At 52.2% G+C, this 22,102-nt stretch carries 16 protein-coding genes and 1 pseudogene; 7 read left to right on the top strand and 10 right to left on the bottom strand.

The annotated features are described in order from the left end of the window. Window positions 1-294: 294 nt before the first annotated feature. The 6 genes from lipA to A8O25_RS09645 form a co-directional block, all read right to left on the bottom strand. On the bottom strand, window positions 295-1,179 hold the full coding sequence (gene lipA / locus A8O25_RS09670; protein ID WP_066834162.1) for a lipoyl synthase: 885 nt from the start codon (window positions 1,177-1,179) through the stop codon (window positions 295-297). A gap of 69 nt (window positions 1,180-1,248) precedes the next feature. Next, window positions 1,249-2,022 (bottom strand): hypothetical protein, encoded by a 774-nt coding sequence (locus A8O25_RS09665; protein WP_241498984.1) that lies wholly within the window; start codon window positions 2,020-2,022, stop codon window positions 1,249-1,251. A gap of 372 nt (window positions 2,023-2,394) precedes the next feature. Continuing rightward, on the bottom strand, window positions 2,395-2,733 hold the full coding sequence (gene ytxJ / locus A8O25_RS09660; protein ID WP_066834120.1) for a bacillithiol system redox-active protein YtxJ: 339 nt from the start codon (window positions 2,731-2,733) through the stop codon (window positions 2,395-2,397). Beyond that, the gene (locus tag A8O25_RS09655) at window positions 2,706-3,104 is read right to left on the bottom strand and encodes a hypothetical protein (protein ID WP_066834118.1); all 399 of its coding nucleotides are present in this window, start codon (window positions 3,102-3,104) and stop codon (window positions 2,706-2,708) included. Before A8O25_RS09655 ends, ytxJ begins: the two co-directional genes overlap by 28 nt. A gap of 20 nt (window positions 3,105-3,124) precedes the next feature. Continuing rightward, entirely contained in the window at window positions 3,125-3,412 is a 288-nt protein-coding gene (locus A8O25_RS22955) for a hypothetical protein (protein ID WP_153042684.1), read from the bottom strand. Window positions 3,413-3,525: 113 nt separating this feature from the next. Next, entirely contained in the window at window positions 3,526-5,505 is a 1,980-nt protein-coding gene (locus A8O25_RS09645; protein WP_066834114.1) for an alpha-ketoacid dehydrogenase subunit alpha/beta, read from the bottom strand. 204 nt (window positions 5,506-5,709) lie between these two features. Here A8O25_RS09645 and A8O25_RS09640 point away from each other — a divergent pair, with 204 nt between their 5' ends. The 5 genes from A8O25_RS09640 to A8O25_RS09620 all read left to right on the top strand — a co-directional run bounded on the left by A8O25_RS09640 (window position 5,710) and on the right by A8O25_RS09620 (window position 12,795). Further along, window positions 5,710-6,993: a M16 family metallopeptidase gene (locus A8O25_RS09640; RefSeq protein WP_066834111.1), complete on the top strand. Its 1,284-nt coding sequence runs from the start codon at window positions 5,710-5,712 to the stop codon at window positions 6,991-6,993. A 318-nt stretch (window positions 6,994-7,311) separates the two neighbouring features. Continuing rightward, a complete protein-coding gene (gene ispF / locus A8O25_RS09635) occupies window positions 7,312-7,803 on the top strand; it encodes a 2-C-methyl-D-erythritol 2,4-cyclodiphosphate synthase (RefSeq protein ID WP_066834158.1) in 492 nt (163 codons plus the stop codon). Window positions 7,804-7,914: 111 nt separating this feature from the next. Next, complete coding sequence (locus A8O25_RS09630; RefSeq protein ID WP_066834108.1) at window positions 7,915-9,567, top strand: M28 family peptidase; 1,653 nt, start codon at window positions 7,915-7,917, stop codon at window positions 9,565-9,567. A gap of 385 nt (window positions 9,568-9,952) precedes the next feature. After that, a complete protein-coding gene (locus A8O25_RS09625) occupies window positions 9,953-11,170 on the top strand; it encodes a thioredoxin family protein (RefSeq protein WP_161947728.1) in 1,218 nt (405 codons plus the stop codon). A gap of 248 nt (window positions 11,171-11,418) precedes the next feature. Beyond that, window positions 11,419-12,795: a LutB/LldF family L-lactate oxidation iron-sulfur protein gene (locus tag A8O25_RS09620; protein WP_066834104.1), complete on the top strand. Its 1,377-nt coding sequence runs from the start codon at window positions 11,419-11,421 to the stop codon at window positions 12,793-12,795. 280 nt (window positions 12,796-13,075) lie between these two features. Here A8O25_RS09620 and A8O25_RS22950 read toward each other — a convergent pair whose 3' ends face one another. From A8O25_RS22950 to serA, 3 genes and pseudogenes are all read right to left on the bottom strand, one after another. Then, entirely contained in the window at window positions 13,076-13,276 is a 201-nt protein-coding gene (locus A8O25_RS22950) for a hypothetical protein (protein ID WP_153042683.1), read from the bottom strand. A gap of 138 nt (window positions 13,277-13,414) precedes the next feature. Further along, complete coding sequence (locus A8O25_RS09615) at window positions 13,415-14,491, bottom strand: aminotransferase class V-fold PLP-dependent enzyme (RefSeq protein ID WP_066834101.1); 1,077 nt, start codon at window positions 14,489-14,491, stop codon at window positions 13,415-13,417. A gap of 215 nt (window positions 14,492-14,706) precedes the next feature. Beyond that, a pseudogene (gene serA, locus A8O25_RS09610) lies at window positions 14,707-16,598 on the bottom strand (phosphoglycerate dehydrogenase). A gap of 657 nt (window positions 16,599-17,255) precedes the next feature. On the opposite strand from serA, the gene A8O25_RS09605 reads away from it, so the two are divergent. Beyond that, complete coding sequence (locus tag A8O25_RS09605) at window positions 17,256-17,720, top strand: Lrp/AsnC ligand binding domain-containing protein (protein ID WP_066834098.1); 465 nt, start codon at window positions 17,256-17,258, stop codon at window positions 17,718-17,720. 60 nt (window positions 17,721-17,780) lie between these two features. Beyond that, window positions 17,781-18,680, top strand: coding sequence for a glycerophosphodiester phosphodiesterase (locus A8O25_RS09600; protein ID WP_066834097.1), 900 nt, complete (start codon window positions 17,781-17,783; stop codon window positions 18,678-18,680). A 509-nt stretch (window positions 18,681-19,189) separates the two neighbouring features. Here A8O25_RS09600 and A8O25_RS09595 read toward each other — a convergent pair. Then, entirely contained in the window at window positions 19,190-21,787 is a 2,598-nt protein-coding gene (locus tag A8O25_RS09595) for a DUF5686 and carboxypeptidase regulatory-like domain-containing protein (RefSeq protein WP_241498983.1), read from the bottom strand. Between the last annotated feature and the right edge of the window lie 315 nt (window positions 21,788-22,102).

Genomic DNA, 22,102 nt, shown 5'->3' with positions numbered 1-22,102 from the left:
GAATTTCAGCTGACAACAAATACTTTTAAAAGGCTGAAAACAAAATAAAATACTGCCTTTCTGGCTTCTAAATCATGCTTTATAGGAATCTAACCGCTAAACCAACTTTTAAAAATAAATAATTTAAAAATCCCTATATATAAATAATACAATCGTATTTCTACTAAATCTCCTACTCCCGTTTTTTAGCAATGAGACGTTTACCTGTAAAAAATTAAAAAAAATGCCTTAAACGAGAAAAGCCCCGCAAGGTTGCGGGGCTTTTCTCTTGAAATAGAACGACTAATTAATTACCTACACATGCACATGCCGCTCAGCGTGGTAAGATGAACGCACCAACGGGCCAGACTCCACATACTTTAGCCCTCGCCGAAGTCCTTCTTCCCTGTAATGGGCAAACAAGTCTGGATGAATAAATTCTGCAACCTCCAGGTGCATTTTGGTGGGTTGCAGGTATTGCCCCAGGGTGAGAATATCCAAGCCGTTAGCGGCCAGGTCATCCATGGCTTCATACACCTCTTCCTTAGTCTCACCCAGCCCTAGCATTATGCCCGTCTTGGTACGCTTCCCGTACTCTTTGATGCGTCTGATTTGCTCCAGGCTGCGGTCATACTTGGCTTGGGGCCGCACCTGCCTATAAAGGCTTTTCACGGTTTCCACATTATGGGAAACCACTTCCTGGCCCGCCGAAATCATGACCTCCAGCGCCTCCCAGTTGGCTTTTACATCTGGGATCAAGGTCTCAATGGTGGTTTCTGGGGAAAGGTTTTTAATCTGGACAATGGTGTCATGCCAGATACTGGCACCACGGTCCTTCAATTCATCACGGTTCACAGAGGTGATCACCGCGTGCTTCACCCCCATGAGTTGGATGGCTTCAGCCACCCTGCGGGGCTCATCCAGGTCATACTCATTGGGTCTTCCGGTGGCCACCGCACAGAAAGAGCAGGAACGGGTACATACATTACCAAGAATCATGAACGTGGCAGTACCGGCTCCCCAGCACTCGCCCATATTGGGACAGTTCCCACTTTCACAGATGGTATGCAGCTTATAGGTGTCCACCAGCTGTCTTACTTTGGCGTATTCCTTGCCTACAGGCAGTTTTACGCGCAACCAGTCTGGCTTACGAGTTTTCGTTTGAGCTTCAGCCGGTTGAATGACCGGCAATGCAATCAATTGATCCATGGCGTAAAGGTACTAAGAGAGGAGCGGATAGCCAAAAAACACCTAACCGGGCAGGATCGTTCAACGGCGGTGGCCGTAATATAAGGTAAGGTAAAACGAAGTGAAATGGCGGCGGTTTTCTCCGGCAGGGATCATAGTGAGATCACCAGCAAATGCCTCATAAAGCACGCCCACCTCAATACCTGTCACGCTTTCCATATAGCGGCCGTACTCAAAGCTCACCCCTGCTTTAATGTTTCCGCCAAATCTGAGATTGGGTTCTGAAAGACCCTGAAAAACACCAACCCCATTAAGAGTCCGAAGATCAGGGTTATCAATCCTTTTTTCATGCTTATCTGGATCAAACTGCTCAGTTCTAATATCTAGAGGCCCCTGAAGGTTCCAGTTATTACCATAATTACTATAGTCAAATTCAATATAATAGGGGGCTAGAAACCCAATAGATGGACCCGCAGCAATTATACCATTCACTTGCACCCCAGATTCAGCCGCCTTTTTAAAAAACGTGTACTCTCTCCCATACTGCGGCCGCAATACGAACAGATAATTACTTTTTCCTCTTATATAGCTCCCTCCGCTGCGCGGATTTTGGTAGCGGGTCTCTTTGGGGTGTTTTACCTCTACCCCTTCCAATCCCCAGAAGTGGTACCACTTGCCATTCAGGTGATAGACCTGCTTGATCATGAGCCCCCCTATGAGCCCGCCGTTCGAATTGAAGTTGATCCCATACGTGAATTCTCTGGAATAACTTTCCTCCTCTTCAGCGGCCTGGGCAAATGCCAAACCAACCGGAAAGGTGCAAAGCAGGAATAAGGCAAGTAGAAATGGACGCACGGGTTTCAAGACAATGGTTACTATAAATGTAGTTAACTAAACAAGCACCAGCAAATTATATTCTTCAGACACAGGAATAACTCATTAGAGGTTCTTTCCCCTTCTTTATAAAGAAAAGCCGCCCCTCTTATTACCCCATACCAATTACTTTGCAGACTCAGGGTGGCGTGCCCTCTGCACCTAGTAATGTTCAGCCCAGAAGATTCTGATCAGGCTATAAGAACGCCTACACCACTACTTAACCATATTAAACTGAAGAATAGGCCTACTTGATACTGAAACAGAACGACATAGCAACTTGTTTTCATATATACGTTCCTGTTTTCGGGCTACTTTTTCAAAAACAGCCCTAAAACAGAAACATGAAACTACCTATGAGGCTAATTTCTTCACTTCCTGCAGGTTGATCCCTAAGTGGGAGCCGTGGTACTGGCACTCGCCATCTTTGATCACCAATAGCTGCGGTGACTCATGCCGTACAGAAAACTCTTCTGCAATTTTATTGGAGATTGGCCTGTAAGACAGCAGGTCCAGGTAATAAGGGGTCACCTGCCCCAAGCCCACATCTGCCCACTGCCGCTCCAACCTGCTTTTTGCCGTGGCGCTGATGGAGCACGTGGTGCTGTGCTTGAAAATCACGACCGCGTGCTCTCTTGATTCTGCTTTTATCTGCTCTAGTTGCTCTACACTAGTAAGGGGTTGCCATTGCATAGTTCAATATATCTTTCTGAAGAAGCCTGGGCAGCAGCCTGCTTTTGCTTCCGCTTTTTAGCTTTCTTCGGTTTTGACTTTGGTTTGGTGACGGCCGTGCCGTCTTCGTTCATCAGCATCTCATCCTGATCCTGCGGATTCTTGACCCGTTTGCGGCCGCTTGCGCCCCGCTCAAAGTTATACGCCTTTAGGTTCAGATGCGATTCATTGTATTCCGTCTTAATTTTCTGCGCCTCTTTCAGAGATTTACGCACTTCTTTCTTCTGCTGGGCCGGAGTGAGGTACTCTACCTGAGCGGCGGCTGGCCGGGCAGCCACCAGTATCATGCCTAAAGCAAGAACAAAGAAGAATGTGTGCCAATATCGTTTCATAGGCGAGCTGCTCCTCCCACTCATTTCCTGGTGACTCCCTGCTTGGTGACAATGCGCTGCTTCTTCTTGTTGGTAGGCATTTTGGCATTCTTCTTTTTCAACAAGCCGTCTTTGCCAAACTCCATGTCCCGGCCGCCAATGTCAGTCCCTTCTTTGGCCTGATCTTCTGGGGCTGGTTTCTTCTTCAGGAAGCTAAACAAGCCCCCGCTTTTCTTCCCAGAGACATCTGGGCAAGCAATTCGCCCTGAGTGACACCCTGCCATACACATGCTGATCAGCAACACTCCCACTATTGACCGTACCTTCATAAGAACAAGTTACTCAATTCTATACGCACTCTCACCAAACTTGGATATTTTCTTTCTGTTTTTGGCGTATTTTCAGAAAAAGACCCCAGAAACAGAAACAGGGTTGCATAGCCCTAAAAGCTTAGCAGGGCTTCTACCTTCTCCCGCAACCGCTTCACCGGCAAAAACTCCTGCTCCAGCGGCGGCGCAAACGGAATAGCGGTATCCAGGCCTCCCACCCGCACTACGGGGCCATCTAGTTTCTCAAAGCAGTACTCAGAGATCCAGGCAGATATTTCTGCCCCAATGCCGCCGGTCAACGTATCTTCATGCAGCACAATCACTCTCCCGGTTTTGCTGACCGTTTGCAGAACCGCTTCTTTGTCCCAGGGCAACAGCGTGCGCAGATCCAGCACATCAGCGCTTACGTCTGGCATGGTCTGCAGCAGTTGCAAGGCCCAGTGCACGCCCATGCCGTAGGTGATAATAGAGAAATCACTGCCTTCCTTCGCCAACCGGGCACGGCCAATCTCTACGGTGTAATAATCATCTGGGATAGCCTCAGTGAGCGACCGATACAACAGCTTGTGCTCAAAGTACATGACCGGGTTAGGGTCTTCAATGGCAGCTGTCAGTAAGCCTTTGGCATCATAGGGCGTGCTGGGGTAGACAATCTTCAGCCCTGGCGTGTGGAAAAACCACGCCTCGTTGCTCTGCGAGTGGAAAGGCCCCGCGGCGGCCCCTGCCCCTGTGGGCATACGCACCACCACATCAGCATTCTGCCCCCAACGGTAATGGCTCTTGGCCAGGTTGTTCACAATCTGGTTAAAGCCCTCCGTCACAAAGTCAGCAAACTGCATCTCTACCACCGCTTTCTTTTTCCTGATAGACAGCCCCAGGCCCACGCCTATGATGGCGCTTTCACACAGGGGCGTGTTTCTGATGCGTTCCTTCCCAAACTTCTCCACAAACCCTTCCGTCACTTTGAACACCCCGCCGTATTCGGCAATGTCCTGCCCCATGACCACCAGTTCAGGGTACCGCTCCAGGCTTTGGCGTAAGCCGTCTGACACGGCGTCTACAAACCGGCGTTCTGTGCGGGCACTGTCTTTGGGCGTGAGCACGGTTTGGATAAACGGCTGGTACATGTCTGCCACTTCCTCTTTGGGGTCTGCCGAAGGCATGGGGGTGGCGTGGGCAATCTCCAGCTCGCGCTCTATCTCCTCCCTGAACTCCTCCCTGACAGCAGCCATAGACTTAGGGGTGAGCACTTTCTCATCCAGCAGGTATTTCTCAAAATTCTCTACCGGATCTTTCTTCGCCCAGCGCTCAAACAACTCCTGCGGCACGTATTTGGTCCCAGAGGCCTCCTCATGCCCGCGCATCCTGAATGTCATGGCCTCAATCAGCATAGGCCGCGGGTTCTTTCTGATGCTGTACGCCGCCTGCCTTACCGTGTCATACACTTCCAGCACGTTGTTGCCGTCTATCTGCAGGGCGTCTATGCCGTAGGCCGGGCCTTTGTCAATAAAGTACTGGCATTTGAACTGCTCGTTGCTTGGGGTGGAGAGGCCGTAGCCGTTGTTCTCAACCATAAAAATGACAGGTAGGCTCCACACCGCCGCCACGTTGAGCGCCTCGTGAAAGTCGCCTTCGCTGGCCCCGCCGTCACCGCTGTACACCAACGCCACTTTCTCCCGCTTGTCCAGCATCTCTGCCAGGGCAATACCATCTGCTACGGCCAATTGCGGCCCCAGGTGGGAAATCATCCCCACAATGTGGTGCTCATTGCTCCCAAAATGAAACGACCGGTCCCGGCCTTTAGTAAAGCCCGTCTTCTTGCCCTGAAACTGGGCAAACAGCCTATCTAACGGAATATTCCGGCAGGTGAACACACCCAGGTTGCGGTGCAGCGGCAGAATGTATTCGTCTTCGTCCAGCGCCAGGGTAGAACCCACTGAGATGGCCTCCTGCCCAATGCCTGAGAACCATTTGCTCACTTTGCCCTGCCGCAAGAGGATCAGCATTTTCTCCTCAATCATGCGGGGCTTCAAGATGCCGCGGTACAGCATCAGCAGGTCATCATCTGTATAGTCTTTTCTATTGAAGTTCATGGGAAAACGCACGTTCGTGGGGCTGTAAATTTAAGCGAATCAAAGCAGGGGAGAAATTTTAAGACAGTTATTTTTACTTTTGCCGTTTCTGAGCCGTTTTTATGAAAATAGCTCAAAAACAGCAATCCTCTGGCAACACAACGTTCGCGGGGGTTCACCGTTAAGCATGAGTTAGCCTCAGAGGCCGCAACACTCTCATAACCTATGATCCATTTCAAAGAATTCACCTTAGAGAACGGCCTGCAGTGCCTGGTCCATGAAGACCCGGGCACTCCGCTGGCCGTATTGAATATACTATATAATGTAGGCTCCCGTGACGAGGAGGAGACCCACACCGGCTTTGCGCACCTGTTTGAGCACCTCATGTTCAGCGGGTCAGTGAACATTCCCAACTATGATGAGCCTCTGCAGCAGGCCGGAGGTGAGAACAACGCCTTCACCAGCCCAGACATCACCAACTATTACTTGACCGTACCGGCCCAAAACATTGAAACCGGCTTCTGGCTGGAGTCTGACCGCATGCTGGGGCTGGCATTCTCTGAGAACGGGCTGGAGGTACAGCGCAAAGTGGTGGTAGAGGAGTTTAAGCAGAACTACCTGAACCAACCTTATGGTGATGTATGGCTCAAACTTAGGCCGTTGGCGTACCAGACGCACCCGTACAAGTGGTCTACCATTGGCAAGGAAGTCAGCCATATTGAAAACGCCGTCATGGATGATGTGCGCGCCTTCTTCAACAAGCACTACTCCCCGGCCAATGCTATTCTGGTAGTGGCGGGCAACATCACCTTTGAACGTGCCAGGGAGCTGACGGAGAAATGGTTCGGGCCTATTCCCGGCGGGGTGAGATATGCGCGCAACCTGCCGCAGGAGCCGCGCCAGACAGAGGCACGTGTTTTAGAGGTAGAGGCGCCCGTCCCGCTCACCGCCCTCTACAAAACCTACCACATGCCCGGCCGCACCAACCCAGCCTATTACGCCGCAGACCTGCTCAGTGACATTTTGGGCCGCGGCAACTCCTCCAGACTGTACAATGAGCTGGTCAAGAAGCAGAAACTCTTTAATTCCATTGGGGCCTCAGCCATGGGCTCTCTTGAGCCGGGCCTGCTGGTAGTGCAGGGCAAGCTCAACGTGGGCGTAGACCCGCAGGAAGCCAACGCCGCCGTAGAGAAGATAGTGGCGCAACTGCGGGCCGAACATGTTTCTGAAGAGGAACTGCAGAAGGTGAAAAACCAGGCCGAAACCTCTATTGTTTTCTCAGAAATTGAACTGCTCAACCGAGCCATGAACCTGGCGTACGGCAAACTGATGGGCAACCCCAACTACGTGAACGAAGAGGCAGACTTTATTCAGGCCGTGACCGCAGAAGACATTTACCAGCAGGCCCAGGAGGTGCTAAGGCCTGAGAACTGCTCCACCCTTCTCTACAAAGCCGCCCCCAACAGTGAGGCCGTAGAAGACCTGGAAGAAATCCTGGAAGAGGAGTAGGCTGTTTTGGGGCTGTTTTTCAGAAAACAGCCCCAAAACAGAATAATTCACAGGGAAGCACTCCCGTAAAAAACCTGACCTTTTCTACTTTGTTTTCCGGGAAGGAAATAAGGAACTTTGAGAAGATCTGGCTTTCCTGAGACAGCTTTCCTTTGCCAGCTAAACGTTTGCCGGAGGGCAGCAAAGTCAGCCTGCACATGAACAAGCGCCAGCAATCAGCCTTTGAACCGGAACAGCTACAAGAAACAACTTAGCCGTTTTGCCATTTTCAGGCAGCACAGACACACGAACAACCAAAAAATAAGAACAAACAACCACATGGGCTTTCATATAAGAACCGGCTTCGGCTATGACGTGCACCAACTCAGAGAAGGGCTGGATTTTTGGCTGGGCGGCATTAAGATCCCCCACACCCACGGCGCACTGGGCCACTCAGATGCAGACGTACTCATTCACGTACTTTGTGACGCCCTGCTGGGCGCCGCCAACCTCAGGGACATTGGCTACCATTTCTCAGACAAAGACCCCAAGTACAAAGGCATAGACAGCAAAATCCTGCTGCGCGAAGTCATGCAGCTGATCAGAGAGAAAGGCTATGAAGTGGGCAACATTGACTCTACCGTCTGCCTGCAGGAGCCCAAGGTGAACCCGCACATCCCGGCCATGAAAACCTGCCTGGCAGAGGTGATGGGCATTCCTGAAGACGATGTTTCCATCAAAGCCACCACCACTGAGCAACTGGGGTTTGTGGGCAAGAAAGAGGGCGTGGCGGCCTACGCAACGGTATTAATTTACAAGCCCCAGCAGTAATCCTGTTTTAGGGCTATTTTCCCAAAAACAGGCCTAAAACAGCTAGCATTTGTTAGTTAGTCAGAAAATAGGTAGAATTAAGGTTTAATACCAAACTACAAACTTCTTTTCATGAAAAAGCAATTGTATACGTTGGGCATGGTAGCGGCTGTACTGTCAGCGTGCTCCACCTCCCAGACGCCTACTGCTTCCACTGCAGGCACAGGTGCTACACCGTCGGCGGTGGCGGTGGGTGCCGTTTCAGCAGACCCTACCAAATACGCCCAGACCATTACGGCGGCAGACCTGGAGCGACACCTGCGGGTGCTGGCCTCAGACTCCCTGGAAGGCCGTGAGACCGGTGAACGCGGCCAGAAAATGGCGGCCGAATACATTGCCAAACACTTTAGGGCCAACGGCCTCACCGGCCCGGTGAAGACGGGCGCCAACCCATACTTCCAAACCTTTGACCTGGAAAAAAGCAGCTGGGGCGATGGCTACGTGATGGTGGGCAGCAAGAAATTCTCCATGGGCAAAGACTTCTTCGTGCTGGGCGCGTCGCCGTTCCAGAATGAGGAGGCAGCGCAGCTGGTATTTGCCGGCTATGGCATTGACGACCCCGCTTATTCAGATTTCGCCAATGTAGACGTGAAAGACAAAGTGGTGGTGGTCATGGCCGGCGAGCCGAAGAAAGCCGATGGCAAATACCTCATCTCCGGCACTGACAAAATGAGCACCTGGTCACAGGACATGCGCACCAAAACCGCCGCGGCCACCAAAAAAGGCGCCAAGGCGGTGATGATGGTGATGGGTTCCACAGACGCTGAGTTCCAGCAGCTGACCCGCCGTTATGCCAGTTACCTGAACCGGCCTTCCATTGGCTTCGGCACTACGGCTAGCCAGCCAAGGGCGGCTATGCTCTATGTGTCGCCTACCATGGCGGCCAACCTGCTCTCTACCAAGCCAGAAACCCTTACCAACTACAGCACCTCTGTCACCAAAGCCGGAAAAGCCGTAGCCTCGCCTTACAAAGTGGCTTCTAACGTAAAGATCAAGACGGCCCGTAACCGCCAGCCGCTACCCACAGAGAACGTGCTGGGGTATATTGAAGGCTCAGACAAGAAAGACGAACTGGTGGTGATCAGCGCCCACTATGACCACGAGGGTATCAAAGATGGCCAGGTGTACAACGGCGCCAATGACGATGGTTCCGGCACCGTAGCCGTGATGGAACTGGCCCAGGCCTTCGCACAAGCCAAGAAAGACGGCAACGGCCCGCGCCGCAGCATTCTGTTCATTACCGTTACCGGTGAGGAGAAAGGCCTGTTGGGTTCTGAGTACTACACAGACCACCCCATCTTCCCGCTGGAAAACACCGTGGCTGACCTGAACATTGACATGATTGGGCGCCATGATTCGGCGCACGCCAGCAACCCTGACAACTTCATCTATGTGATTGGGTCAGACAAGCTTTCGTCAGAACTGCATGCCATCTCTGAGGCGGCCAACCAGAAGTACGTGAAGCTGGATCTGGATTACACCTTCAATGACCCCAATGACCCTAACCGCTTCTACTACCGCTCAGACCACTACAACTTCGCCAAGCACCGCATTCCCATTGCGTTCTATTTCAACGGTGTGCATGAAGACTACCACCAGCCCACAGATGACGTGGAGAAAATGAACTTCCGGGCCGCTGAGAAAGTAAGCCGCCTGGTGTTCTACACCGCCTGGGAGCTGGCCAACCGCAATGACCGCATCAAGGTTGACAGCAATAAGAAATAAGCGAAGCTTATTTCAGTCCTGAGTTCTGAGTCTTGAGTTCTGAGTGAAGGGATCACATTCCCACTTAAGACTCAGAACTCAAGACTTAGAACTCAAGACTCAGAACTCCTTTTTGGGCGTGTCCCTGCGGGTATGGCTATGCGCTGCAAGCCCCCGCTTACGCTGCGGGCTTACCGCTGCTATCCCTCACGCGGAGGAGCAAAACATACGGGATCTACAGAATTCCAGAAAAAGGAGAGGCTTGCCTCTCCTTTTTCTATTTGCAGGCGTGCCTGGACGAGCAGAAGACCCATCTGCGGTATGCGGCAGAACCTTATTAACGGGAGCTGTGTTGATGGGCTACCTTCTTCAGAGCAGGCAGATTCAGTTATATACCATCTTCAATATGTATCTAAAATTTTTCTTCTCCTTTGTTTCACTCCCCCTTCTTAGCCTGCTTTGCTTTCAGGTAAAAGCACAGGAGAAGAGCGGCATTGCGTTCCAAACTAATGCATGGGCCCAAGTGCTGGAGAAAGCCAGAGCTGAACGGAAAGCGGTTTTTCTATACGCCTATACTCCGGCGTGCCGCTACTGCAGGCAAATGGAGCAAGCAGTCTTTCCTGATCAAGAGGTCTACACCTATTACAACGCCACCTTTGTCTCTTATAAGATAAACATTGAAGATGGTGCTGAGGGAACGGCTCTGGCCAAGAAATATGGCATAATTGCTTTCCCCACCTACATGTACTTTAACCAACTGGGGGAGCCCCTGCACCAAAGTGGCTCAGGCAAATCTGCCGCCGATTTCCTCTTAGACGGCAAAAATGCCTTCAACCCTCAGAAAGCCTTGTTTTCTTTAAAAAGGAAGTATGAAACCGGAGACAGATCAGCGGCTTTACTCTTTCATTACAGCAACGCCCTGTATTTTTACCACCAGGTAGACAGCCCCAAGGAGCAAGTTGTAGGTGAATATCTAGCCACGCAGAAACCGCAGGAGCTGACCTCAGAAGAAAATCTCCGTTACGTCTTTTCCAAAGATTTAAGTTTCCGGTCTCCGGCTACTCAGTTCTTCCTGGCAAACCAGCAATTGTTCATCCCTTTGTTTGGGCAAGAAGAAGTGCTTCAAAAAGCAGAGAAATTCATTACCAGAACAGCCAATACGGCTGGCCGGGCACAGGACTTGGCCTTACAGCAGGAAGTGCAACAGGCTGTGAGAAGCTATTTCAAAGACATTCAGCGGCTCACATCGCTGGCCCAGCTATATTACCTGGGAGGCAAGCAGGAGTGGCTTTCTTACGCAAACGCCACATTGGCCCATGGGAAACGGTACGCCAGTACTGATTGGCGCACGCTCTATGAAACGGCCATTTACCTTAGCTATTTCTCAGAAGACAAAGAGGCGCTGGCAGTAGGAGCACAAATTATGCAGCAGGTAACCAAAACCCACCAGAGCTATGACAACAGCTACCTGCAGGCACGGCTTCTCCAAAAGGCAGGCAATCACCAGGCCGCATTGCGGGTGGCCCAAGAGGCTCTCATGCTCGCCAAACAACAAGGCGAAGCCATCGCAGACGCTCAAAACCTGATTGCAGAACTACGTAAAGCTTCAAACAGTAGTAGATAACCGTATTCAATGAACCGGCGTTTTTGGCCTGTTTTCAGAAAAACAGGCACGCATTGGGAGCAGCACCCAAACAGAGTCTGTTGAGCGGGCTGGCGCGTTGCGCACGGGCCACCAAGCCTTCACCAGGACCCGTTTATATCTGGGCATTGGCTACTGAATTACGCAAAAGGTTGACTAATTTTGTAAATATCTTATCTTTCAAAAGATTGGAAGAACATCTCTTCTAACATAACAGGCAGAAAATAAATTTGGGCACTAAACTAAGACAGTTTCTGCAGGACTCAGAGAACAAGGCGTTTGACCTGGACCACCGGCAGAAAATTCGCTTCAACATAGGCAAATACAACGCCGCCGTCCAGAACGGGATGCACGCGTACCAGCACCATGAACTGGCGCGGGAACGGGCGTCTTTCCTCAAAACCCAGACCATTAACAACCTGGACAAATATCTGGTGGAGTTTGAGAACAACTTCACCAAGCGCGGCGGCAAGGTGATCTGGGCGCAGAACGCACAGGAGGCTCTCAAAGAGATTGGCGCCATCATGAAGCGCAAGCGGGCCAAATCAGTGGTGAAGTCCAAATCTATGAGCACTGAGGAGATTCACCTGAACGATTTTCTGGAGAAGAACGGCATTGAGACGGTTGAGACAGACCTGGGGGAGTACATTGTGCAGCTGGCCGAGCAGCGCCCGTACCACATTGTGACCCCCGCCATGCACATGTCCAAGAAAGACATTGCTGAGCTGTTCCACAAAAAACTGAACATTCCGCTCACAGATGACGCCCAGCAGCTGGTGCTCACCGCCCGCCAACTGCTGCGTGACAAATACACCACGGCCGAGGTGGGCATCACCGGGGCAAATTTCATGATTGCAGACATTGGCGGTATTGCCGTGACAGAGAACGAAGGCAACGCCCGCCTCTCCACCACGTTCCCCAAAACCCACATTGCCATTGTGGGCATTGAGAAGCTGATCCCCAGCATGCTGGACCTGGACTTGTTCTGGCCCCTGCTCAGCACAAGCGGTACCGGCCAGAACGTGACCATCTACAACACCATACTCACCGGACCGCGGCAGCCCGCAGAAAAAGACGGCCCCGAGGAAATGTACGTGATCCTGCTGGACAACGGCCGCACCAACCTGCTGGCGCAGCCTGAGCAGCGGGAAGCGCTGAACTGCATCAGGTGCGGGGCGTGCCTGAACGTCTGCCCTGTGTACAAGAACATTGGCGGCCACACCTATGAAACCACCTATAGCGGCCCCATTGGCTCAGTGATCACCCCGCATTTGGCCGGTTTTGAGGAAAACAAGCACCTCAGCTACGCCAGCTCCCTCTGCGGCGCCTGTACCAGCGTGTGCCCCGTGAAGATCCCGCTGCACAACCTGCTCCTGCTCAACCGCAAGCAGAGCGTAGAGTCAGGCCTGGTAGACAAGAATGAGAAACTGGCGTTCCGGTTCTTCACCTATGGCATGAAAAACCGCAGGCTGATCAACTTCGCGCCGGCGGCGGTGAAGAATTTTGTGCTGCGCAAAGTACAGCATGACTCCTGGAGCATACGCCGGGAGCCCCTGCAGGCGGCCCCGCTCTCGTTCAATGAGATGTGGCGCAAGCAGCGCGGCTAAGCCCCACTTCTGGACCTTATAAAAACAAGAAGCCTTCTGAGATCAGAAGGCTTCTGCATGTACAATAGGAGGTTTGGAAAATGCACCACCCGTTTCTGGGCTGGTTTTGTAAAAACAGGCCGAAAACAGGAACTGTTCAAGAGCATGTTTAATGTTGGGCCCATCTGCGAAAACAGCCTGAGCAAGGTTCTGCCACGGTGTTTCTGAGCCGCATACGGGTGGTATGACACGTGAGCTCTTCATAGAGTTCTGCAGCACAGAAGACTGACTGGCAAAGGCTCTAATATCTCTTTACGCTCTTGCCCTTGCGCAGCTTCATATTTTTGCCGGACTTTGACTTCTTCGCCTTGGGTTTCTTGTTCTTCTTCCCAAAGATTGAGCCTACCTTTTCAACTGAAGCAGTTGTCTCCCGCGCCATAGCGTCTGGGGCAAAAGAAAAAGCAAAGGCTGCCATCAATACGCTGAGTAATGTTTTTTTCATAGTTGTACCAGAGGTTAAATGAACAGATTACAGCTCTTGTATACGCTCCCTTTACAACTATGATCACACAATTACATCAACAACTTTCTAATTATCAAAAACTTAACATAAAAACATAGCTATATAAGACTGCAGGAATTACAGTTTTTTCAGCGCGATCAGCAACTGGTCAACGTCTGCCTCAGACACTGCCGGGAAATTGGCAATCCTGATCTGCCGGTCTTTGAACGCCCCGTACCCAGACCCTACCACCAAGCCCTGCGTTTTCAAGGCAGTGATGACTTCGGCCGCAGGCCTGCCTTCTACATTGGCTACCACTACCGTGGGTGACCTGTGTTGCGGCTTCTGCACAAACGGCGAGAACAGGGCACTCTCCTCCAGAAACGAATAGAGCTTTAACGCCTTGGCCTCTGTTTCCTGCCTGATCACCGCAATGCTCTTGGCCAGCAGGTCTTCCACCACGTGGGCCAGTAAGTAAATTCCCAGCACATTGGGAGTGCACGGCGTCTGGAACTGCGTGTACTGCTCTTGCAAAGAAGCAATGCTGTAGTGCCCGCCGGTATACTGCTGCCCCTCCAGTTGGGCGGCTTTCTCGCGGCAGCGTTCGTTCACCAGCCACACACCCAGCCCGGCCGGCAACCCAAAGCCTTTCTGCACTGAGAAAAACGCCATGTCTACTTTTGAAAAGTCCAGTGCCGCGTAGGGCGCGCCAGACACCATGTCAACGCTCAGTAATGGCTCCGGGAAATAGGTACGCAGGGCGTGAATGTCCTGCACCGGCATGCACACGCCCGAGCTGGTTTCATTCTGGGTGATGGCCAGCAGCTCTGCCTCCTGCGGTACCGCCAGGGCGTCAATGTCAAACCCTTCGCCAAACGGCACTTGCACCGCTTGGGCCTGGCGGCCCAGCCATTGCGCGTGGCTCAGGTATTTTTTAGAGAAGGAGCCGTTCACCAGATGGAAGGAAGATTGGGCGGTCAGGTTTTGCAGGCTCCGTTCCCAGATCTCAGTGGCTGAACCGGTGAAGTAGATGGCATAGCCCTGGGGCAGGTTGAACAAAGCGCGCAGCCCTTTATCTGCCTTTCTGTACAGATCCTTAAACGCCTGACTCCGGTGCGACAGGGAGAACACCTGTTTGTCTAAACCATTCTGTAAATGCTGCGCCACCGTGGGGTACAACTGCGCCGGACCGGGAGTAAAGTAAACAGGTGCCATTCTTTAATTAATGAGTGATTGGGTGAAGGAGTGATTAAGGGAATGTAAGAAGCTGTTTTCGGGCTGTTTTTTCATAAAAACAGCGAAAAACAGCTTGAATAATCTTCAATATTTCTGCCCTCTTGGAAAGATCTTGTGAGCAGCCTAGGAAAACCAATGAAGTAAAGCCTTTACCGTTCGCCCACCAGATCCCTTTCAGTGATGGCAGAGAATTCTTAGTACAGCGCGCGGGACCTGATGGTGTCTGCAATCTGCTTCAGCTCTTTGGTCACGGAGCGGTTGTAGCTGGTGTCAACGTCTGTGATCACGTACCCAATGGTCTCATTGGTTTTCAGGTACTGGCCCAGGATGTTGATGTTGTTCTCAGCCAACACGTTGTTGATCTTGGCCAGGATGCCCGGTACATTGCGGTGAATGTGAATGAGGCGGTGCGCGTTGCGCAGCGCCGGCAACTGCAGGTTAGGGAAGTTCACGCTGTTGTAAGAGCCGCCGGTGTTGATGTAGTCAATCATCTTAGACGGCACATACTGCGCTATGTTCTCCTGCGCCTCCTCGGTGCTACCGCCAATGTGCGGGCTCAGCAGCGTGTTGGGCAAGCCTCTCAACGCAGACTCAAATTGCTCCTGGTTGTTCTTGGGCTCATACGGGAACACGTCTACGGCGCAGCCCCTGATCTTGCCACTCTTGATGTTGGCCGCCAGGGCGTCAATGTCTACCACGTGGCCGCGGGCCAGGTTCAGGAACAGCACGCCGGGCTTCATCTTGTCAAATTCGGCGGCGCCATGATGTTTTTGTTGTCTGGGCGGCCGTCTACGTGCAGGGTCACAATATCAGCAAGGCCCAGAAGTTCATCCAGCGTAGCGCAGACTTTGGCGTTGCCTAGCGCCAGCTTGTCTACCACGTCATAGAAGTAGACCTCCATGCCCAGCCCTTCAGCGAGCACAGAGAGTTGGGAGCCTATGTTGCCGTAGCCAATGATGCCTAGTTTCTTGCCTCGTATTTCGTTAGAACCCTTAGCTGATTTGTCCCACTCGCCCTGGTGCATGCGGTTGCTCTTCTCCACAATGCCGCGGCTCAGCAGAATGATCTCGCCAATGGCCATCTCTACCACGCTGCGGGTGTTGCTGTAGGGTGCGTTGAACACAATGATGCCGCGCTCAGTACAGGCGGGCAAGTCAATCTGGTTGGTACCTATGCAGAAGGCGCCCACGGCTAACAGCCTTGGGGCAGCGGCAATGGCTTTGGCCGTGAGCTGCGTCTTAGACCTGATGCAGAGAATAGAGACGTCATGCAGTTGGGCGCACAGTTCGTCTTCCTCCAGGGCACCGGCCATCACTTCTACATTGTAGCCTTCCTGCCTGAACATTGTAATGGCCTGCTCATGTATGCCCTCCAGCACCAGCACCTTGATACGGTTCTTGGGGTAAGACAGGGCACTGGGCAGTTTGTTCACGTACAGGAACTCGTCCAGACTTGGCGTGACGTGGTCTGCTTTGCCTACCACACTGTCACGGCTTACATTCTCAGTGAAGGCGTAGAATTTATCAGCAATGCCGGCTTCCTTTATTTCCCAGTCAGTGTAGCCGTCGCCAATCACGTAGACTTCACCCGGCAGGTTCAGGCTTTTGATCTGCTTGGCTTTGCCTTTGTTCTGGGTGAGCACGTTGTTGCGGTCAAACCCCGTGATGTTGCCCGCCTCATCAAATACAAAGGAGTTGGCAAACACATTCTCGGGCTTCACGCCCAGCTCGGCCACAATGGGCACAATGAATTCCTTAAACCCGTTGGAGATGATGTAAATATCGTCTTTGAAGGTCTCAAAGAAGGCTTTGTTCAGTTTGAAGGACTCAGAGATCTGGCCTTTCAGGTGGCTGATCAACGAGTGAATATGGGTCTGGTTGGCGTGCAGCAGGGCCAGCCGCTGCTCCAGTGAATCTACCAGCGGCAGCTCACCCTCCATGCCCAGATCAGTGATGCGCTGGATCTCGGCCAGGGTCTTTTGGCGCTGCTCCGGGTCTGGAATGCAGATATTACAGAGTTCGTCAAGGGCTTCTACCTTGGTGAAGGTGCTGTCAAAGTCAATGATGAAATGCTTGTGCGTACTCATTGGAATGTTTTTTTGGCATTGGCTACAGGAGAAAAGCCCCTACAGCCCTCCTCTCAGGAGGAAAACGAAATAAGGCCCCAATATCGGGCACTGAATTGTTAAATAAAAAGCGTTTTTGGCTTGTTTTTGGTAAAACTGCTCCAAAACACTTATAAATTTCTAAAAGCCCTCAGGAACAGCCGCCTCGCTCCCCGTTGAGCAAGAACTGCGGAAGCCGGGGGAGCGAAACCTGTTTCACCTAAGCACAGCCCCAGCGTTCCCCTTCCTCACTTGAACAATGGTTGCTGAGACAGCCCTCTTTTTACTCTTGCTGTTACCTCAAATTACACATACGTTCAGCAGGGGGAGCTTAAGAAAACCTGTACCCTGGTAGAGAACGTAGAGAAAACAAAGGTTAGTTTTGCTTTCGCCCTGCCAAGGCTTCATTTTCAAGGCGGAAAAGAGCGCAAAAGAGGCAATTTTCTGGAACTTTCCTGACAAGCTTTTACCCGATTTACTTTTTTTTGCAAATGTGTTAATATTTGTTGTATATTGTTGCAACTAAACCAATAAAAAGTTTTAAATTTTAATAATTTCACAATGATTTTTTTTATACCTTAGCAGTTCAATAAGAACCGTTGATTTTTATTGTTGAATTGTTAAAAAAAGACCTTTAGAATGGCTCAAAATTCCGAAATTGATATTTTAGATAGAAGAATCCTATCCATGCTGATGCTGGATGCCACCAGAGCGTACACAGACATTGCCAAAGAACTTCAGGTTTCTGGCGGTACCGTACACGTGCGCATGAAGAAGCTGGAGGACCTTGGTGTCATTAAAGGCTCGCACCTCTTCATCAACCCCAACGCGGTAGGGTATGACATCTGCGCCTTCATAGGTATTTTCCTGGAGAAAGGGTCTGCATACCAAACGGCGGTGACCGCCATGCGCCAGGTACCGGAGATTGTGGAGATGCACTACACCACCGGACAGTGGAGCATGTTTGCCAAAATCATCTGCCGTGACACCCTTCACCTGCGGGAAGTACTCAATGAGAAAATCCAGGCGGTAGAGGGAGTGGAGCGTACAGAGACCTTTATCTCCCTGGAAGAGAGCATCACAAGGCAGGTAAACATTCTTTAATTCACAGAGAGTCTTCCAGACGTTGGGCAGAAGCCAAAACTATGCTATCTTTCATGGCCGGTGCCACAAGTAGGCCCGCAAAGTTATGAGCGAAAGATTCAGTTGGATTTCAGGCAGCCTGGCACAGACGGTTCTGTCTTTTCTAATAGTGGCCTTAAGCGCCTGTGGTGCCCCAGACACATCAGAAAAGGTGACTCTCCCCAAGAAGCAGGCGCGCAAGGTGGCGGTCATTGCCCACCGCGGCGCTCTGGCCTTGCCCCAGAAAACACGCTGGCGGCCATCAGAAAAGCGCTGGACACTGAAGCAGATTTTATTGAGGTAGACGTGCACCAGAGCAAAGACGGCCAGGTAGTGGTTATTCATGACGCCACCGTTGACCGCACCACCAACGGCACTGGCGCTGTTGCCAATCTCACGCTGGCACAGCTGAAAGAACTTGACGCAGGCAGCAAACATGATTCTTCCTTCACTGGAGAGCGTATCCCCACCCTGGCGCAGGTGCTCAAGCTGGTAAAAGGCAAGAAAAAGCTGCTCATTGAGCTTAAGAAAGGCGAAGACGACTACTACCAGGGGTTGGAAGACAATACCCTCCGGCTCATCAGGGAACACCGCGCCGATGATTGGACGGTGCTCCAATCCTTTCATGACCCCATTTTGGAGCGCATCTGGGCCGCCGACTTTGTGATCCCCACCCACAAGCTTATAGTAGGCAAAATCCCCTTTCTGCCCGTCTACATTGACCATGAATTGAAGTTTGGCGGGTTTGACAGGTATTCCAAAGCCGCCTCTATCAACGTGCACCGCTACTTCGCCTCCAAATCCTTTATCCGGTCACTCCACAACCAAGGCTTCAAGACCTTTATCTGGACCGAAGACAAACCCCAAAACATAAGAGAACTCTATGACATGGGTGCCGATGGCGTAATGACCAACCACCCGGAACTGGTAGAACGCCGTTAGCGTTTCTGGCCTGTTTTTCAAAAAGTAGGCCGAAAACGGAAAGAAGGCTGCTTCTAAATGATGAGTTGACACACTCATGCTGGCAGCGAGGCGGCGGCACCTGCGTTAAACCTGGCTCTCTTCCCCAAGGAGGCAGGCCCGTTAAGTTCTACTAGAAAATAGGCCGCTCTTCCGGATTTGCAATCCGGAAGCAGGTACTGAGGGAATTTGAAATCCCCGGCCCTCTTCTCTCTTGGCTCCTGTAGCGCGGATTACAACTCCCGAACAGCGGAGACCTTAACGGGGAGTCATCTGGAATACGTGCTATCTGCTGGTGTACACATCCCGCTACAGAGAGGGAGTGCCCGCATTGTACTGAAGCAACGTCTGGTCCATAGCAAGATTATAACCTGAAAAAACGCTTGTACACCAGAAATTGGCAGGAAAGAAAAGCCGTTTTTGGCCTGTTTTCAGAAAAACAGGCCAAAAACGGCTTCTTTACTTATTCTTCGGCGGTGCCGGAAAACTGGTTAGAACCCGTAGCCAACCCTGAGGCCGGAACCAATCTTCTCCCGCTCCTGAAAACCGGTAAAGAAGTCAACCCGGAACACTTTGAACAGGTGCTCCAGCCCCACGCCCACCTCCAGATAATGCCCGGCAGCGGCCGTGTGCAGGTAGTTCACGCTGCCCACTTCCTGCCATTTCAACTTCCGCAACAGCGGCACCTTGTTCAGGATAAAGCCGTTGAAGTGGTGGCTGTAGTGCGCCTCTACGTAGGTCTTAGAGGTGCTGTAGCGGTAGTAGTCCAGCAGCTGAAAGCCGCTGAAGTCGCCGGACAAAATGGTACGGTTGCCCTCAAAGTGCCGGAAATCCATGAAGTAGAGCTGTTTCTTGCGCCAGAACGTGCCCACGTTGGCCGAGTAGCTGCTGGTTCCCAGCAAACCCAGCTGCAGGTTGTCGCTCACCCCGAAACTCACAAAGTCATAGTCCGCATCGCTGCCCAGCACCCCGGAGATAGCTTTGCGGTAGGTCAGGTTCAGCACCGGCCACCTGGAGCCGAGGTTGATTTTGCGGTCTGGGTGTGAGATGTACTGCTGGTCCGGACGGTATGACAGGCCCACCACCGCCGTCAACGCCTGGTGTCGGGGGAAAGCGGTGCCGCCCACTTCGGCGTTCACCGGCTCATTGGGCGTGAATTCCTTGCGGTCATAGTCGCGCCAGGTGTAATCAGTAGTATTGTAGAGCATGCTGCGCTGTGAGAAGTCTACCAGAAACGAAGCCGACAGCCCGTTGACCAGCTCGCGGTTGTGCCACAGGCGCAGGTACTCCTTCTGGTAGAGCTTCTGGTAATTTTCTTCAGCCAGCAACGTGTTGACGGTGTTGGTGAACGGCGTGATGGGCTCGGCGGCATTGAACTGGCTCACAAAGCGCCCGCCCTCGGCCCCAACAGACCGGCGGTTTATCAGGTCATAGTTGTAGGCGGCGCTCAGCTTGGCCTGCAGTTTCTGGTTCTTGAACCCGTACCTAATGGTGGGCGAAATGCTGTAGCTGCGGCGGTCCTCAAAACGTTTAGAATAGCCAATGCGCAGGTTGCCCACCAGCCCCTCCACGGTGTTGTACTGCCAGATTCTGGTGATGGGGTCTATGCTGAAACTGGTGCGCTCAAATGAATTTCTATAGGTGTAGCCGCCCAGAAACAGGTTGGAGAGCGAAAACTCATTGTTCTTCTTGTCCAGCGAATCTTTGTACGGCTTTGACTCCTTAATGACCTGCAGGCTGTCTTTGGTGTGGTAATCTACCACCTCTTCCTGCGTAAGCGGCACCGGCCGTATGGCGGCCCAATAGGCGCTGTCCCGCTCATTAGAGTTTTTCTCTATGGCCAGTATCTCTTTCTTCTTGAAGAACTCCTCGTCGGGCACGGCATCGGCGGGCGCCGAATTTTGCAAGGCCTTGCGCTCTTTTCTGGTAGGTTTTCTGGGCTGGGGAGCCGCCGCCACTACGGCTGGTTTTTCCGGCGCAGCCGATGGGGCAACGGGTGCCGCCGCAGGCACCGGAGCGGGCTGGGGCACAAACGAGGCCGGTTTTACGCGGTACTTACTGTAGACGGCGGTGTAGTAGCCGTTGCCCTTGAACCCGTAACCCTCCACGTCAAACAAAAACTTCTGCGACTGCAGCACCCACACGTTGCCGGGGGCGGGCGTGAATTGCTGGGTCACGCGCAGGGTGTCTACAAACTCAATCTGCTGGTCTTTGGTCACAAACAGGTTCAGGCTTTGCAAGCGCCAGGAGCCTTCCACAATGTAAATATAGCCGGTGAAAACCGGGTCGTGCTTGCGGCGCGGCGTGACTTTGATGCGGTGAATCTGGTGGCCGTTGTTGGTGCTGGTGCCCATGAGCTCATAGCGGTAGAACATCATCGCGTTATTCGCCAGCGGCGATATAAAACCCCGTTCGTTCACGCCGTTGGCCTTGATGAGGTTTTGGTAGAAGTTCACCGTGAAATCTGACGCCTGGTTCCAGCTGAACGCCCGGCTGTTGCCGCTCACCTTAGACGAAATCATGCGCTCGCGGTACTTGTTGGGCTGCAGGAAATGCAGCTCAGACACCGACTCAGACAGATACAGAATACCTGGCTTGAGCCCCGCCGGCACTTTAATCACGCCCAGCACCCGCTTGGGCACGTTAATCAGCCGCTGCAAGCCCTTCACATACACCTGCGCGCTGTACTGCTGAATCTCCTTGAGGTGGTAGTTGCGCTTGGCGATGGCCTGCTCCATGATACCGTACGCCGGGTCTTTGCCGCTCAAACTCACCCGAACCTCGTTCAGGTTGTACACATCTGGCTGCAGCTGCACGTTGAGCTCCAGGGGCTTCTGGTCATCGCCCTCCGGAATCTCCACCGTCCTGCTCTGCGTCTTGTAGCCTATGTACTGGAACACCACCGTGTGCTTGCCCGGGGCTATGGTAAACTGGTAGTTGCCCTGCTCGTTGGTGGTAGAGCCGTCGGTGGTGCCTTGAATATACACCGTGGCAAACGCCAGTCCCTCGCCTTTCTCATCGGTGACTTTGCCTTTGAGGGTGCCCGCCTGTACGCCTGCGGCGATGAGGTAGCAACAGAAAACCAACAACACCTTCGGCCAAGGCCGATGCAAGGGAAGAAAAAGAGACGCAGACAAGGGCATAGAACGAGGGTTTGCAGGATAACGTAGCCGCTGGTAATAACCGCATACGGCAGTATTCAAAAACTATAATATTCAAGCGGAAATGCAGCGCTTAGCTTAGTAGCTGGTTGACAGAGCTGTAAATTACGAATTAGCGCAGAGCCTTACTTTCCTATTTTTTATAACAGGAACTAATCATGGCGCAAGCGTCCGCTTGTGCCGGCGTTTTTGGGCTACTTTCCAGAAAACAGGCTAAAAACAGACATCAACAGAATCTGGGTT

The organism is Rufibacter ruber (assembly GCF_001647275.1).
Lineage (GTDB): Bacteria > Bacteroidota > Bacteroidia > Cytophagales > Hymenobacteraceae > Nibribacter > Nibribacter ruber_C.
The sequence above is the reverse complement of the archived record's forward strand: the minus strand, read 5'-3'. Positions and strand labels throughout refer to the sequence as shown.